Origin of the sequence: Nocardia violaceofusca NBRC 14427 (assembly GCF_963869435.1) — a bacterium.
Classification (GTDB): Bacteria; Actinomycetota; Actinomycetes; order Mycobacteriales; family Mycobacteriaceae; genus Nocardia; species Nocardia aobensis.
Genome location: NZ_CAWMPM010000030.1, coordinates 22,186 through 37,445 on the forward strand (window position 1 = coordinate 22,186; position 15,260 = coordinate 37,445).

Annotated in this window: 14 protein-coding genes; 8 read left to right on the top strand and 6 right to left on the bottom strand. The window is 67.8% G+C overall.

Annotation, left to right across the window (positions count from 1 at the left end):
• Positions 1–54 precede the first annotated feature (54 nt).
• Positions 55–1,236 carry an acyl-CoA dehydrogenase family protein gene (locus AC5592_RS23815; RefSeq protein WP_036497619.1) on the bottom strand — a complete coding sequence of 394 codons (1,182 nt, stop codon included), beginning with the start codon at positions 1,234–1,236 and terminating at the stop codon, positions 55–57.
• 243 nt (positions 1,237–1,479) lie between these two features.
• Here AC5592_RS23815 and AC5592_RS23820 point away from each other — a divergent pair, with 243 nt between their 5' ends.
• The 8 genes from AC5592_RS23820 (at position 1,480) to AC5592_RS23855 (ending at position 10,268) form a co-directional block, all read left to right on the top strand.
• Positions 1,480–3,027, top strand: a complete 1,548-nt coding sequence (locus AC5592_RS23820; protein WP_063065469.1) for a FadD3 family acyl-CoA ligase — start codon at positions 1,480–1,482, stop codon at positions 3,025–3,027.
• The gene (locus AC5592_RS23825) at positions 3,024–3,926 is read left to right on the top strand and encodes an enoyl-CoA hydratase (RefSeq protein ID WP_269750206.1); all 903 of its coding nucleotides are present in this window, start codon (positions 3,024–3,026) and stop codon (positions 3,924–3,926) included. Before AC5592_RS23820 ends, AC5592_RS23825 begins: the two co-directional genes overlap by 4 nt.
• Positions 3,927–5,057, top strand: a complete 1,131-nt coding sequence (locus tag AC5592_RS23830; protein WP_063065470.1) for an acyl-CoA dehydrogenase family protein — start codon at positions 3,927–3,929, stop codon at positions 5,055–5,057.
• Positions 5,058–5,112: 55 nt separating this feature from the next.
• Positions 5,113–6,117 carry an acyl-CoA dehydrogenase family protein gene (locus AC5592_RS23835; protein WP_063065471.1) on the top strand — a complete coding sequence of 335 codons (1,005 nt, stop codon included), beginning with the start codon at positions 5,113–5,115 and terminating at the stop codon, positions 6,115–6,117.
• A 31-nt stretch (positions 6,118–6,148) separates the two neighbouring features.
• Positions 6,149–7,234 (top strand): acyl-CoA dehydrogenase family protein, encoded by a 1,086-nt coding sequence (locus tag AC5592_RS23840; protein WP_063065472.1) that lies wholly within the window; start codon positions 6,149–6,151, stop codon positions 7,232–7,234.
• A 203-nt stretch (positions 7,235–7,437) separates the two neighbouring features.
• A complete protein-coding gene (locus AC5592_RS23845) occupies positions 7,438–7,938 on the top strand; it encodes a MarR family winged helix-turn-helix transcriptional regulator (protein WP_232329515.1) in 501 nt (166 codons plus the stop codon).
• An 8-nt stretch (positions 7,939–7,946) separates the two neighbouring features.
• Positions 7,947–9,200, top strand: coding sequence for an MFS transporter (locus tag AC5592_RS23850; RefSeq protein WP_036497593.1), 1,254 nt, complete (start codon positions 7,947–7,949; stop codon positions 9,198–9,200).
• A gap of 318 nt (positions 9,201–9,518) precedes the next feature.
• A complete protein-coding gene (locus tag AC5592_RS23855; protein ID WP_036497592.1) occupies positions 9,519–10,268 on the top strand; it encodes a DUF427 domain-containing protein in 750 nt (249 codons plus the stop codon).
• A 57-nt stretch (positions 10,269–10,325) separates the two neighbouring features.
• Here AC5592_RS23855 and AC5592_RS23860 read toward each other — a convergent pair whose 3' ends face one another.
• From AC5592_RS23860 to hsaA, 5 genes are all read right to left on the bottom strand, one after another.
• Positions 10,326–11,234, bottom strand: a complete 909-nt coding sequence (locus AC5592_RS23860; RefSeq protein WP_063065473.1) for an AraC family transcriptional regulator — start codon at positions 11,232–11,234, stop codon at positions 10,326–10,328.
• A gap of 255 nt (positions 11,235–11,489) precedes the next feature.
• Positions 11,490–12,080, bottom strand: coding sequence for a 3-hydroxy-9,10-secoandrosta-1,3,5(10)-triene-9,17-dione monooxygenase reductase subunit (hsaB, locus tag AC5592_RS23865; protein ID WP_063065474.1), 591 nt, complete (start codon positions 12,078–12,080; stop codon positions 11,490–11,492).
• A 24-nt stretch (positions 12,081–12,104) separates the two neighbouring features.
• Positions 12,105–13,004: an iron-dependent extradiol dioxygenase HsaC gene (hsaC, locus tag AC5592_RS23870; RefSeq protein ID WP_036497555.1), complete on the bottom strand. Its 900-nt coding sequence runs from the start codon at positions 13,002–13,004 to the stop codon at positions 12,105–12,107.
• 67 nt (positions 13,005–13,071) lie between these two features.
• Positions 13,072–13,953, bottom strand: coding sequence for a 4,5:9,10-diseco-3-hydroxy-5,9,17-trioxoandrosta-1(10),2-diene-4-oate hydrolase (hsaD, locus tag AC5592_RS23875; RefSeq protein WP_063065475.1), 882 nt, complete (start codon positions 13,951–13,953; stop codon positions 13,072–13,074).
• Complete coding sequence (hsaA, locus tag AC5592_RS23880) at positions 13,953–15,122, bottom strand: 3-hydroxy-9,10-secoandrosta-1,3,5(10)-triene-9,17-dione monooxygenase oxygenase subunit (protein WP_063065476.1); 1,170 nt, start codon at positions 15,120–15,122, stop codon at positions 13,953–13,955. The genes hsaD and hsaA overlap by 1 nt, the downstream gene beginning before the upstream one ends.
• Positions 15,123–15,260 lie beyond the last annotated feature (138 nt).

Sequence of the window (15,260 nt, forward strand, 5' to 3'; positions counted from 1 at the left end):
GAATATCGGCTTCGGCCAATGGTTTCCGGCCGGCTGTCCGGCCGGGCGGAGTGGTCAGCGGGCTTCCCGGGGCAGGCCGAGCACGCGTTCGGAGATGATGTTGCGCTGCACCTCGTTCGAGCCGCCGTAGATCGTGTCGGCGCGGGTGAACAGATAGAGGCGCTGCCATTGGTTCAGGTCGTCCGCGGGATGCGGATCGAGGGCGGATCCGGTGCCGCCGACCGGAGGCCGGGCGACCAGGCCTTCGGCGCCCAGCACGTCCATGGCCAGGTCGCCGAGGCCGCGATGCCAGTTGGCCCACAACAACTTCGAGACCGAGGCCTGGCCCGCGGCGGTGCGGGCGTCGACGTTCTGATGCGCCGATTCCAGGGTCCGCAGGGCGTGGGCGCGCAGGACGCGCAATCCCACCCAGGCCTGGTCGATGCGCTCGGCCAGCGACGGGTCCTCCAGCGCGCCATTGGCTTTCGCCACCGCTTCCAGATTCGACAGTTCGCGCGCGAAGCGGATCTGCTGGCCGACGGTGGAGATGCCGCGCTCGAAGGTCAGGGTGCCCATGGCGACCCGCCAGCCTTCACCTGGCTCGCCCACCACCAGGTCGGCGGCGGTGCGGGCGTTGTCGAAGAACACCTCGTTGAATTCGGCGGTTCCGGTGAGCTGGATGATCGGGCGCACCTCGATACCGGGCTGTTTCATCGGCACCAGCAGATAGGACAGGCCGTGGTGGCGGGTCGAGCCGGGTTCGGTGCGGGCGATGACGAAGCACCAGTCCGACAGATGCGCCAGCGAGGTCCAGATCTTCTGGCCGTTGATCGACCATTCGTCACCGTCGAGCCGCGCGCTGGTCGACACGTTCGCCAGGTCCGAACCGGCCCCGGGCTCGGAATATCCCTGACACCATAGTTCGGTGACCGAGCGGATGCCGGGCAGGAAGCGCTGTTTCTGCTCCTCGGTGCCGAAGGCGAGCAGGGTCGGGCCGAGCAGCTCCTCCCCCAGGTGTGAGACGCGCGCCGGGGCGTTCGCACTCGCGTATTCCTCGTGGAAGATCACCTGCTGGCGCAGGGTCGCCGCCCGGCCGCCGTACTCGACCGGCCAGCCCAGGCAGGTCAGCCCCGCCGCGGCGAGGTGGCGGTCCCATTCCAGCCGCTCGTCGAAGGCTTCGTGCTCGCTTCCGGGCCCGCCGAGCCCGCGCAGCTCGCGGAACTGTCCGTTCAGATTCTCGGCCAGCCATTCCCGCACTTCGGTGCGGAATTCCTGGTCGGCTGCGTTTTCCGTACCGGGGGCCGCCGCGGGGGAGGCATCCGCACCGGCGGCGGAATCGGGGGTCTGGATCGCACTCACTCCGGTAGAGTAACCTACCAAGCACTTGCTTTGTAGGGCGGTGAGCCCTGCAGCGCGAATCGACCGACGGACCGAGCCGTCACCACGCCGGAGAAGCCGGCTGCTCGGCCCGTCGACCAGCGTGTAGAAGACGAGGACGACGTGACACCCCCTGTGCAGACCACCCCTCTCGCCCTGCACGAAGCCGCGCGCATCCACGGCGATGCGCCGGCGGTGAGCGACGGCGAGGTGCAGCTGAGCTGGGCGCAACTACTCGACGCCGTGCGGGAGACGGCCGGGGCGCTGATCGCGCGCGGAATCCAGCGCGGCGATCGGATCGCGATCTGGGCGCCCAACACCTGGCACTGGGTGGTGGCCGCGCTGGCCACGCACTACACCGGCGCCGCGCTGGTCCCGCTCAACACCCGCTACGTCGCCGACGAGGCCGCCGATGTGATCGCCCGAGTGGACGCGAAGGCACTGTTCATCGCCGATCCGTTCCTGGGCCGGCAGCGCCTCGCGGAATTGCGCGCCGCCGCACCGGATTTGGCCGTCGGAACGGTCATCGTCGTTCCGGCCGAGGGCGAGTCGGCCTACGACGACGCCATCGCCTGGTCGCAACTCGCCGAACTGGCCGCGCAGACGCCGGTGGAGAAGGTGATCGCCCGCGCGGAATCGGTCGAGCCCGACGACATCGCCGACATCCTGTTCACCTCCGGCACCACCGGCCGCAGCAAGGGCACGCTGGTCGCCCAGCGCCAGGCGCTCGATGTGGTGCGCGCCTGGGTGCAGCGGTCGACGCTGAACAGTTCCGATCGCTATCTGGTGATCCCGCCGTTCTTCCACAACTTCGGTTACAAGGCGGCGATCCTGGCCTGCCTGGTCACCGGCGCGACCATCGTCCCGCAGGCGACCTTCGACGTGCCGCAGACGATGCGGATGGTGCAGGAACAGGCCATCACCGTATTGACCGGCCCGCCGACGATCTACCAGACCATCCTGGAACATCCCGCCCGCGCCGATTTCGATCTGAGCAGCCTGCGGGTGGCGGTCACCGGCGCGGCGACCGTACCGGTGGTGCTGGTCGAAAGAATGCGCAGCGAACTGGAATTCGAGGTGGTCGTCACCGCCTACGGCCTCTCGGAATCCTCCGGCTTCGGCACCATGTGCCTGCCCGACGACGATCCCGAGACCATCGCCAACACCTCGGGTGCGGCCATGGCCGGATTCGAGGTGCGCATCGGCGATCACGGCGAGGTGTTGCTGCGTGGGCCGAACGTGATGGTCGGCTACCTCGACGATCCCGAGGCCACCGCCAAGACCATCGACGCCGAGGGCTGGTTGCACACCGGCGACGTCGGCATCCTCGACGAGCGCGGATATCTCAAGATCACCGACCGGCTCAAGGACATGTACATCTCCGGCGGCTTCAACGTCTACCCGGCCGAGATCGAACAGACCCTCGCCCGGCTCGACGGCGTCGCCGAATCCGCCGTGATCGGGGTGCCGGACGAGCGGATGGGCGAGGTCGGCAAGGCCTACATCGTGCGCCGGGCGGGCGCCGACCTGTCCGAAGACGACGTCATCGCCTACGCGAAGAAGACCCTGGCCAATTTCAAGGTGCCGCGATTCGTGGAGTTCCGGGACCGGCTGCCCTACAGCGCCGCCGGAAAGGTGCTCAAGCGGCAACTACGTGAGGAGATCTCGTGACCACAGACGCAACCCCCGCGCCGATTCCGGACGAGGGCGAGGTCGTCACCTACGAGCGCCGCGGTCCGATCGCCCTGGTCACGATGAACCGGCCGGACTACCGCAACGCCCAGAATTCGGTGATGACCTACGCACTCGACGCCGCCTTCACCCGCGCGGTCGAGGACGCCGAGGTCAAGGTGATCATCCTGGCGGGCAGCGGAAAACACTTCAGCGCGGGGCACGACATCGGCACGCCCGGACGCGATCATCACATCGAATACGACAACAAGGCCGCGCTGTGGTGGGACCACGTCGACCGGCCCGGCGGCGATCAGCGCTTCGCCCGGGAGCTCGAGGTCTACCTCGGCATGTGCCGGCGCTGGCGCGAGATCCCCAAGCCCACCATCGCGATGGTGCAGGGCGCCTGCATCGCCGGTGCGATGATGCTGGCGTGGGTGTGCGACCTGATCGTCGCCGCCGACGACGCGTTCTTCTCCGATCCGGTTGTGCGGATGGGCATTCCGGGCGTCGAGTACTTCGCGCACCCGTGGGTGCTGGGACCGCGGCGGGCCAAGGAGGTGCTGTTCACCGGTGATCGGTTCAGCGCCGAGCAGGCCTACGAATGGGGCATGGTCAACCGGGTCGTGCCGCGCGCCGAGCTGGAATCGCACACCCTCGAACTGGCCGAGAAGATCGCCACCATGCCGCAATTCGGCCTGGCGCTCACCAAGAAGGCCGTCAACCAGTGCGAGGACCTGATGGGCATGCGCGCCGGCATGGACTCGGTCTTCGGCCTGCACCACTTCGCCCACGCCCACAACGCCGAGGTCGGCACCGACTCGCTGGCCGGAATGAACGCCAAGTCGATGAAGACGACCGCAACGACCGCCACGACCGCAGAACGGAGCGGCAAGTAGATGGATCTCGAACTCGATTCGGCCGCAGCGCAATTCCAGCTCGAAGTACGGGAATTCCTGCGCGCGAACGTCCCCGCCGAACCGCTGCCGTCGATGGACACCCGGGAGGGTTTCGAGGCGCATCGGGCCTGGGAGCACACCCTCGCCGAGGCGCGGCTCTCGGTGGTGTCATGGCAGCGCGAATACGGCGGGCGTGACGCCTCGCTGCTCGAGTGGGTGCTGTTCGAGGAGGAGTACTACGCCGCGGGCGCGCCCGGGCGGGTGAGCCAGAACGGCATCTTCCTGCTGGCCCCCACCCTGTTCGAACACGGCACGCCCGAACAGCTCGAGCGCATTCTGCCGAGAATGGCTCGCGCCGACGACATCTGGGCGCAGGCGTGGTCGGAACCGGAGGCCGGTAGCGACCTGGCGGGCATTCGCTCCAGCGCGAAGCGGGTCGAGGGCGGCTGGGTACTCAACGGGCAGAAGACGTGGAGTTCGCGAGCCTCGTTCGCGGACTGGGCCTTCGGCCTGTTCCGCAGCGATCCGGAGGCGGAGCGGCACAAGGGCCTCACCTATGTGATGTTCCCGCTGTCGGCCGCCGGTGTGACCGTTCGGCCCATCCCGCAGCTCGACGGCGAGCCCGGTTTCGCGGAGATCTTCCTGGACAACGTCTTCGTCCCCGATCGCGACGTGATCGGCGAACCGGGCGCGGGCTGGCGGGTGGCGATGAGCACCTCCAGCAACGAGCGCGGCCTCTCGCTGCGCAGCCCCGGCCGCTTCAACGCCACGGCCGCGCGCTTGATCGAGCTGTGGCGCGAGACCGCCGATCCGGCCGACACCGCGGCCCGCAATCGTGTGGTCGACGCGTGGATCGGCGCGGAGGCCTACCGGCTCAACACGCTCGGCACCGTGACCCGGTTGTCGGAGGGCGGCAAACTCGGCGCGGAATCGTCGATCAACAAGGTCTTCTGGTCCGAACTCGATATCGCGATGCACGAGACCGCCCTGGATCTGCTCGGCGCCTCCGCAGAGCACAGCAGCGCCTGGACCGACGGCTACCTGTTCTCGCTGGCGGGCCCGATCTACGCCGGTACCAACGAGATTCAGCGCAATATCGTCGCCGAGCGCCTGCTCGGGCTACCGCGTTGAGATCCGCCATGTGCCATCCCGCCTCCCCGCGCCGCACCCCCGAATGGACCCAACGATGAGATTTGCACTGTCCCCCGAACAACGCGACTTCGCCGACAGCCTGCGCAAGATGTGCGATGCCGCGGGTACGCCCGCCGTCATCCGCAACTGGAACGGCGGCGGCGCCCGCGGCGGCCGGGCACTGATCCGGCAGTTGGCCGGCGCCGGCGCGCTGGGCCTGGCCGTTGCCGAGGAATACGACGGGATGGGCGCCGAGACCATCGACCTGGTGGTGGCGTGCCGGGAATTCGGCCGGGCCGCGGTACCGGGACCGGTGATCGAGACCGCCGCGGTGATTCCGGCGCTGTTGCAGGCCCTCGATGATTCCGGCCCGGCGCGGCGCTGGCTGCCCGGCTTCGCCGAGGGTGAATCGCTCGGCACCATCGCGCTCTCGCCGCAGACGCCCGCTCTCGACGCCGATTCCGCCGACGTGGTGCTGGTCGTGGACGGTGACAAGCTGTGCACGGCTCGCCGCGGCGACCGGATCGAATCGGTGGACGCGGCGCGGCGGCTCTACTCGGTGAACCCGGACGAGGTTGTGGCGCAAGGTGATTCGGTGCTCGCGGCGGCCGAGACGGCGTTCGACGCCGGTGCGCTGGCGGCCGCGGCGCAACTGCTGGGCGCGGGTAACGCGATGCTGGCCACCAGCGTCGCCTATGTGATCCAGCGGCATCAGTTCGGGCAGCCGATCGGGCGCTATCAGGCCATCAAACACCATCTGGCCGACGCGAAGATCGGCCTCGACATGGCCGAACCGCTGCTGTACCGCGCGGCACTGAGCTTCGATACCGCCGACCGCGCCCGCGATGTCTCGGCGGCCAAATTCGCCTGCGCGGAGGCCGCGTACCGGACGGCACGGATCGCCCTGCAGGTGCACGGCGCCATCGGCTACACGTCCGAATGCGATCTGTCGCTGTGGCTGGCCAAGGTGACCGCGCTCCGATCCGCCTGGGGCACCGCCGATTTCCATCGCGCCCGGGTCGCCGCGGCGCTGCGTACGCCGGCGGCGGCCGGCGCGTGAACCACCGATACGACGAGACGGGAGTACGGCGATGACCGATACCGCGGAACTGCAGGAATTGGCCGCGACCGTCCGCGCCGTCCTCACCCGCCACGGCGACCGGGCCGCCCTGCGGCAGGCGATCGACAGCGAACTCGGCTACGACGAGCGGTTGTGGCAACTGCTGTGCGAGCAGGTGGGTGTGGCCGCGCTGGCGATTCCGGAGGAGTACGGCGGCGTCGGGGCCGACCTCGATACGGCGCTGGTGGTGCTCGAGGAACTCGGGCGCACGCTGCACAACCCGCCGATGCTCGGGTCGGCCGTCCTCGGCGTCCAGGCGCTGCTCGCGACGGGTGATGCCGATGCGGCGCAACGATTGCTGCCCGGCGTCGCCGAGGGTACCCGGACGCTCGCGGTGTGCTGGGCGGACGACAAGGGCTGGGCCACGGGGGCACACGCAAACGCGGCGGCGGAATACGCCGTGCGGGCGGACGGCGGCACCCTGACAGGAACGGCGCACTACGTCCTGGACGGCGTCAATGCCGACACCCTGCTGGTGGTGACGGCCGACGGGCTCTACGAAATCGATGCCACCGCAGCGGGAGTCACCCGCACCGTCGTCCGGACCATGGATCCGACCCGGCGCCTGAGCACCGTCGCCTTCGACGGCGCGGCGGCCACCCGGCTGGGCGGTGATGCGGCTGCGATCACGGCCCGCCTGCGCGCGGTCGCCTGGGCCGCCCTGGCCGCCGAACAGGTCGGCGCGACCGATCAATGCCTCGACCTGACCGTGGAGTACAGCAAGTCGCGCGTACAGTTCGGCCGCGCGATCGGCAGTTTCCAGGCACTCAAGCACCGCATGGCCGATATGTACGTGCTGGTGGAGTCGGCCCGCTCGGCCGCGTACGCCGCGATCGCGGATCTCGATCGACCGGTGTCCGCCGAGACGACGCTCGACCTCGAATCGGCGCGCATCCACTGCTCGCACGCGTTCCGTTCGGTGGTGTCGGAGACCGTGCAGATGCACGGTGGTATCGCCATCACCTGGGAGCACGACGCGCATCTGTTCTTCAAGCGGGCGCACGGCGATGCCGAACTGTTCGGAATGCCGGGACGGCCGCTGGCCCGACCCGCCTGATCCGACCGACAATCCACGCGGCCGTATTCGCGTACTCCGACCCCGCGCCCCTACGGTCGCGGGGTCGAGTCGTGTTCGCGACCCGGCCGTCCGACTCTGCCACCACTGTCGCCGACCTGCCGAAACGAGCTGTGCGCGACGTCACGCGGAAATAGATAGTTAGGCTATGTACATACATAGTTAGCTTATGTAACATAATTCTCGTGCAGTCGAACGAGTCGCCCACCCTCCCCGATCCGGTCCGGAGCTCGGTCTCCGCCCCGGATCCGGCCGAGGTGCTCATGGTCGACATCGCCGTCACCGCCGCGCGGCTCACTCGACTGGCAGGCACGCTGGGAACCCGAGCGCTCCCGCGCGCGATGGTGCGGGCGCTGTCCACGCTCGAAGAGCACGGTCCGCTGCGAATCAGCGAATTCGCGGAGATCGACGGTTGCTCCCAGCCCTCGGCAACGGCGCTGATCGGCCGGCTGACAGCCGCCGGACTCGCGGCCCGCACCAAAGACCCCGACGACTCCAGAGCAGTGGTCGTCGAGCTGACGCCGGCGGGACGCGAACAGCTGTCCGTGTCCCGTCGCGCGTTCGGCACCGCCCTCGCGGCCCGGTTGCCCGACTTCGGCATCGACCGGCTCAGCCACCTCGAAAGTGAGCTGACCGATCTCCTCGAAGCCCTGAAATCGGCTGCACCACACACTGTCTCGAAGTAGGAGCGTTGATGAGCACCACTCTCTCATCACCGACCGCGACCGAGGCGACGACCACTCCGAAGACCAAGCAGCCCAAATCGGTATGGGCAGTAGCTTTCGCCTCGGTCATCGCCTTCATGGGTATCGGCCTGGTGGATCCGATCCTGAAACCGATCGGCGAACAACTGCACGCGTCACCCTCTCAGGTCACCCTGCTGTTCACCAGTTACATGCTGGTCACCGGTGTCGCGATGCTGATCACCGGCGTGGTGTCGAGCCGTTTCGGCGCCAAGAAGACGCTGCTCGCCGGCCTGGCCATCATCGTCGTGTTCGCCGCGCTGGCCGGATCGTCGGGCACGGTCGGGCAGATCGTCGGGTTCCGCGCCGGATGGGGACTGGGTAACGCGCTGTTCATCGCGACCGCGTTGGCCACCATCGTGGGCGCGGCCAGCGGCGGGGTCGCCCGCGCCATCATCCTGTACGAGGCGGCACTGGGCATCGGTATCGCCGCCGGACCGCTGGTCGGCGGGTTCCTGGGCGGATTCAGCTGGCGCGCACCGTTCTTCGGCGTCGCCGTCCTGATGGCGGTCGCGTTCGTCGCGATCGTCGTGCTGCTGCCGGAGATGCCGAAACCGGCCCACCACACCTCGATCACGGCCCCGTTCAAGGCTTTACGACACCGCGGACTGTTGCTCGTCAGCATCACCGCGCTGCTCTACAACTACGGCTTCTTCACGCTGCTGGCCTACACCCCGTTCCCGCTGAACATGGGTACCTATTCGATCGGGTTCATCTTCTTCGGCTGGGGTCTGCTGCTGGCGCTGGCGTCGGTGGTGTTCGCGCCGCGACTGCAGCGCATGTTCGGCACCGTCCCGATGATCGCGACGGCGCTGGCGCTGTTCGCCGCCGATCTGGCCGCCATGGCGATCTGGGCCGACCACAAGCCCGTGCTGATCGTGGGCACCGTACTGGCGGGCCTGTTCCTCGGCGTGAACAACACCCTCATCACCGAGGCCGTGATGATCTCCGCCCCGGTGGAACGCTCCACCGCATCGGCCGCCTACAGCTTCGTCCGCTTCGTCGGTGGCGCCGCCGCCCCGTATCTGGCCGGCAAGCTCGGCGAACATCAGATGGCCCTCCCGTTCTGGGTCGGCGCCGCGTGTACCGCGGTCGGCGTGCTGGTACTGCTCGGCGGCCGGTCGGCCCTGTCCCACGTGGACGACCACGACCCGGCCGAACACAGCCCGGCCGAAGCCGAAGCGATCACCGTCGGCGACGACTGACCGAACTCGTCGTCGCGGGCGACCCACCCCCTCGCCCCGACGGCACCCTCCGCTGCGGTACCCCTTCTCTGACCGCAACGGCGGTGAGCCGGAATCCCCTCGCGAAACCCGCAGGGGATTCCGGCCTTTTCCTGTCCACGGCCAGTTGTCGCTCGTGCGTCGGGTAGCGGTGAACAAATCGTGCAAACCCAGCCGTTCTGGGCAGTTTCCTCGCATTTCCGCCAAGGTTTGCACGAAAAGTTCGGGCACATCGCTGCGGGCCGGTGCCCCGTCGACCACTTACCCGGGGTTGTCACCTTCCGCGCGTACCGTGGTGAGATGACCGAGACGAATCGGGGGCGGGTACGGACCGAGGCGGGGCATCGGCGGATTCGGGCCTATGTGGACGGGCAGGTCGTCGCGGATACCATCCGTCCGCTGCTGGTCTGGGAGAGTCCCTACTATCCCACCTACTATGTGCCGGCCGAGGACGTTCGCGCGGAACTGGTCGCGACCGGATCGACCAAACATTCCACCAGTCGCGGCGAGGGCGACATCTACGACGTGGTGATCGGCGGAAGCACCAGACCTGCTGCGGCCCTTCGCTATCCGGAGTCGCCGATCCCGGAGTTGCGCGAGCACATCCGCTTGGACTGGGAACAGATGGACCGGTGGTTCGAGGAGGACGAGCCGATCTACGTCCATCCGCGCAATCCCTATACGCGCGTCGACATCCTCGCCAGTTCCCGCACGGTGCGGGTGGAGATCGGCGGAGAGGTTGTGGCGGAATCGAATTCGCCGCACATTCTCTACGAGACCGGTCTCGTCCCGCGCTATTACCTGCCGCTGACCGATGTGCGGATGGATCTGCTCACGCCCTCGGCCACCACGACGAGCTGCCCCTACAAGGGCACCGCCGAGTACTACAACATCCGCGTCGGCGACACCGACTATCCCGATCTGGTCTGGTACTACCGCACGCCCCTGCCGGAGAGTCAGAAGGTCGCCGGGCTGGTCTGCTTCTACAACGAGAAGGTCGAGCTGTACGTGGACGGGGTCCGGCAGGAACACTCGACCCCGTTCAGCTGAATCACGGCGCTACCTCCGGCCCAGCGGCACAGGGTTTTCCGGACGCATTCGGCCTCCTCACACCGCGAGGACGGGCGGCAACTCCTCGGCGCGGCGATAACGCCCGGGCGCGAGGGTGTACTCGCGCTTGAACGCCTTGGCGAAGGCGAATTCGGAGCCGTAGCCGACCCGGTGCGCGATCGCCGCGATCGGCAGGTCCGTCTCGCGCAGCAGGCGTGCGGCGGTGAGCATGCGCCAGCGGGTCAGATACGCCAGCGGCGCTTCACCCACGGTCGCGGCGAATCGGCGGGCCAGGGTGGCGCGAGATACTCCCGCCATCGCGCTCAGCTCGGGCACGGTCCAGGCTCGCGCGGGGTCGGCGTGGATGGAGCGCAGCGCGGCCGACACCGCCGGATCGGCGAAAGCGCCCGCCCACCCCGAGGTTTCGGCCTGCTCGTACCAGGAGCGCAGGACGAACAACAGCAGCGTATCCAACAGCGCGGGTACGGCGGCGTCGGTGCCCGGCCGCGGTTCGGTGAGCTCGCCGACGAGCAGATCCACCGCGGCACGCAGGGCCGGGTAGCGGTCCGGATCGGCGGGTAGGTGCAGGAAGTCGGGCAGTTGGTCCAGCAGCGGATGACGACGACTCCGGCTGACCTCGTATGCCCCGCACAACAGGGTGGTCCGTGATCCCGGCCCGGTAATCTCACGCGGCTCTCCGGGGGTCGCCACCTCGGTGATCGCACTGTGCGGACTGTCCGCGATCACATGCGCGGCACCACGGGGCATGAACAACACATCGCCGGGCCCCATCCGCACCGGCTCCGAATCCGGTGCCAGCAACCAGCATTCGCCCTGCAGCACGATATGGAAACCGGCGCCCGGGACCAGCGGATACCGCCTTCCCCACGGCGCGTGCCGCACGAACAGGCCCGAGGCGGGCATTCCGGTTCGCACAGCCGCCACCGTCTCACTCAAGATATCCACACACTGCCCCGATCGACAGAACTCACACCGCGACGATCACCAGCATGCTGACCGATCCGGTCACGGTCAACGCACCCACCGGACACGGCAGCGCCTGACGAATCCGAGCCCGTCCGCGCCGACCATCGGAGGTCACCATGACCGAACTGTCACCGTGCTACGCCGACGTGCGGGCCCACTACGGCCTCGGCCGCGCGAAACAGCGGAGGGCGGCCACCGCGAAAGGTGACCGCCCTCGTTCTGTGTTCGCGAGATCTACAACCAGGTATCCAGGGTGGTCGTGGTGAGGAAGTGCTCGAGGTCGGCCCGCCAGGGGGCCGGGGTGGTCTTCTCGGGTTCGATGGCGGTGTACTGGCCGCGGTAGAAGAGAAGCGGCCTGCCGGAGTCCGTGGACTCCGACAGGGCCAGTACCCGGCCGATCACGATGTAGTGATCGCCGCCGTCGACGACGCTGTCCACCGTGCACTGGATCGTGGCCAGCGCGTCGCCCAGGACCGGAAGTCCCAGATCCGAAGTGCTCCAGCCGATTCCGGCGAACTTGTCGGGTTCGCGGGAACCGAAGCGGGCACACACCTTTTGCTGCTCCTCGGCCAGGACGTTCACGCAGAACCGTCCCGACTGCTCGATCGCGGCCCAGGACCGCGACCCTTTGGTGGGGCAGAACAGTACCAGCGGCGGGTCGAGGGAGAGGGCGGCGAAGGACTGACAGGCGAAACCGATCGGCGCCCGCTCGGCGTCCTCGGCCTCGGTGAAGGTGGTGATCACCGTGATGCCGGTGCAGAACTGTCCCAGCACATTCCGGAACTGCCGGCCGTCGATCTCCGGGTATTCGCCCGTGGCGGTCATGGTTGTCGCCCTCTCCGCGCTTCGCTACTTGAATCCCACCGTGAAGTCGTGACCCCACAGGCTCACCGCGGTGGATTCCCGCGCGATCCAGGAGTGGTCATCGACTTCCAAACCCTCACAGCCGAATTCGATGTCGAATCCGCCGGGGGTCTTCATGTAGAACGACAACATCTTGTCGTTGATGTGGCGGCCGAGGGTGGCCGACATCTTGACCTTCTTGCGCAGCGCGCGATCCAGGCAGAGACCGACGTCGTCGGAATTCTCCACCTCGACCATGAGGTGCACGATGCCGGTCGGATTCGGCAGCGGCAGGAACGCCAGCGCGTGGTGGCGCGGATTGCAGCCGTAGAAGCGCAGCCACGCCGGGTCACCGTCGGCGGGCCGGCCGACGACCTGCGGTGGCAGCCGCATCGAATCGCGCAGCCGGAACCCCAGGACGTCCTGATAGAACGCCTGCGCTTCGGCATCGTCGGAGCAGGTCAGCACGACGTGTCCCAGGCCCTGTTCGGCGGTGACGAACTTGTGACCGTAGGGGCTGACGAAACGCCGGGCAAGGTACTGGGCGCCGTAGAACGCCTCGAGCGTATTGCCGGAGGGGTCCTGGAAGCGGATCATGCCCTCGACGCGCCGCTCCGCGAGCTCGTCCTTGGTGCCCTCGTCGAAGGCGACGTCGGCCTTGGTCAGCGTCTCCCGAAGCCGTTGCAGCCCTGGGGCATCGGTGACCTCCCAGCCCGAGACCTGCAGGCGGTCCTGCTCACCCGGCACGATCACCAGGCGGGCGGGAAAATCGTCCATCCGCAGATAGAGGGCATCCGGGTCGGGTCCGTCGGCCTCCATCATGCCGAGCACCTTGAGCCCGTACTCGCGCCAGGCGGCCACGTCGGTCGCCTCGATGCGCATGTACCCGAGCGCACGAATACTCATCGTGCCTCCTTCGCTTTGCGGGACACCCGCACCCGATCGGCCCGATGACCGGCTGCGCAATGGTAGGTCATCGTGCCTCCTTCACACCGAAGAGGAAATCGGTTGCCAGCCGGTTGAATTCGTCGAACTTCTCCAGCTGCGCCCAGTGTCCGCACCCGCCGAACACGTGCAGTTGCGCGCGCGGGATGGTCTTCAGCGCCACCAGGGCACCGTCGAGCGGATTCACCCGGTCCTCACGGCCCCAGATGAGCAGCACCGGCTGGCGCAACTTGTACGCCTCCCGCCACAGCATGCCCTTCTCGAAATCCGCACTGGCGAACGACTTACCCATCGCGCGGGTCGCGGCCAGCGCTTCGGGCGTGCCGGCCGAGGCGAAGCGCTCGTCGAGCAGTTCCGGCGTGATCAGCGACTGGTCGAAGACCATGATCCGCAGGAACTTCTCCAGATTGTCGCGGGTGGGCTCGACGTTGAACTTGCCCAGCGCCTTGACGCCCTCGGTGGGATCCGGCGCGAACAGGTTGGTGCTCAGTCCGCCGGGACCCATCAGAACCAGCTTGCCGGCCCGGTCCGGATAGTCGAGCGCGAAGCGCACCGCCGCGCCGCCGCCGAGCGAATTGCCCAGCAGGTGAACGCGTTCGGTGATGCCGAGGGTGTCGAGCAGATCCTTCAGCGCCGAGGCGCTGTGCACGAAGTACTGCGGGTGGTCGGTCGGCTTGTCCGACTGCCCGAAGCCCGGCTGATCCACCGCCAGCACGTGGAAGTGCCGCGCCAGCACCGGAATGTTGCGCGCGAAGTTCGACCACGACGAAGCGCCCGGGCCACCGCCGTGCAGCAGCACGATGGTGGGACCGTTGCCCTCGCCGGCCTCGTGATAGTGCAGCTTCAGATCCGGGCGGACCTGGGCGAACTTCGAGGTGGACTCGTAGGTCAACTCGGAGACGGCGGTCATCACACCATCCCGTCGGTGACCGGCAGGCCGAACGCGTGGGTGCCGTACATCATGTAGGCGCGCTCGGGATCGTTGGCGGCGTGCACGCGGCCGGCGTGTGCGTCGCGCCAGAAACGCTGCAGCGGAGTGCCGTTCGCGAGCGCGGTCGCACCCGAGCTCTCGAACAGCTTGTCGATCGAGGCGATGGCCCGGCCGGTGGCGCGAACCTGATCGCGACGGGCCGCCACGCGCAGGTCGAACGGAATCTCCTCGCCGGCGACCAGCAGCTTGTACTCGTCGGCGACATTGCCCGACAGCTGCCGCCACGCGGCGTCGATATCGCTGGCGGCCTCGGCGATGCGCACCTTGGCGAACGGGTCGTCCTTGGCCTTCTCCCCGGCGTAGGCCGCGCGCAGGCGCTTGCCCTGATGCTCCACGTGCGCGTCCAGCGCACCGTAGGCCATGCCGACGATCGGCGTGGAGATGGTGGTGGGATGGATGGTGCCCCACGGCATCTTGTAGACCGGGTCCGTGTTCTGCTGCAGACCGGGCGCGGTCAGGTCGTTCATGCTCTTGTAACTGAGGAAGCGGTGCCGCGGCACGAAGACGTTCTCCAGCACCAGGGTGTTGGAGCCGGTGCCCTTGAGGCCCACCACATTCCACACGTCGTCGATGCGGTAGTCGGTGCGCGGAACCAGGAAGCTGCCGAAGTCGACCGGCTTCCCGTCCTTGATCACCGGACCACCGACGAAGGTCCAGGTGGCGTGATCGCTACCCGACGACCAGGCCCAGGAGCCGTTGACGATGTAGCCGTCGCCGCTCTCGGTCACCACGCCGGCGCCCATCGGGGCGTAGGAGGAGGAGATGCGGACCTGGGTGTCCTCGCCCCAGACCTCCCCTTGCGCCTGCTGGTCGAACAGCGCCAGATGCCAGTTGTGCACGCCGATGATGCCGGCCACCCAGCCGGTGGAACCGCAGGCGCTGGCGATCTTGCGCACGGTGTCGTAGAACACGACCGGGTCGGCGGCGTATCCGCCCCACTGGCGCGGCTGCAGCAGCTTGAAGAAACCGGTCTCTTGCAGCGCCTTCATGGTCTCGTCTGGGATGCGGCGCAGATCTTCTGCCTCCTGCGCTTGTTCGCGCAGCTTCGGCAACAGTGCTTCGACCCGCTCGGTTACTTCTTGCGTCATCTCGGGGGCTGCTCCTGCCTGGTCGAAATCGGAACGGGTGTATCGGTCGCATTCCGTTCTGCGGAACCGATACTTGTCTTGAGACTAGAACACGTTCTTATTTATGTCGAGAACGGGTGTTCATTGTCCCATAACGAA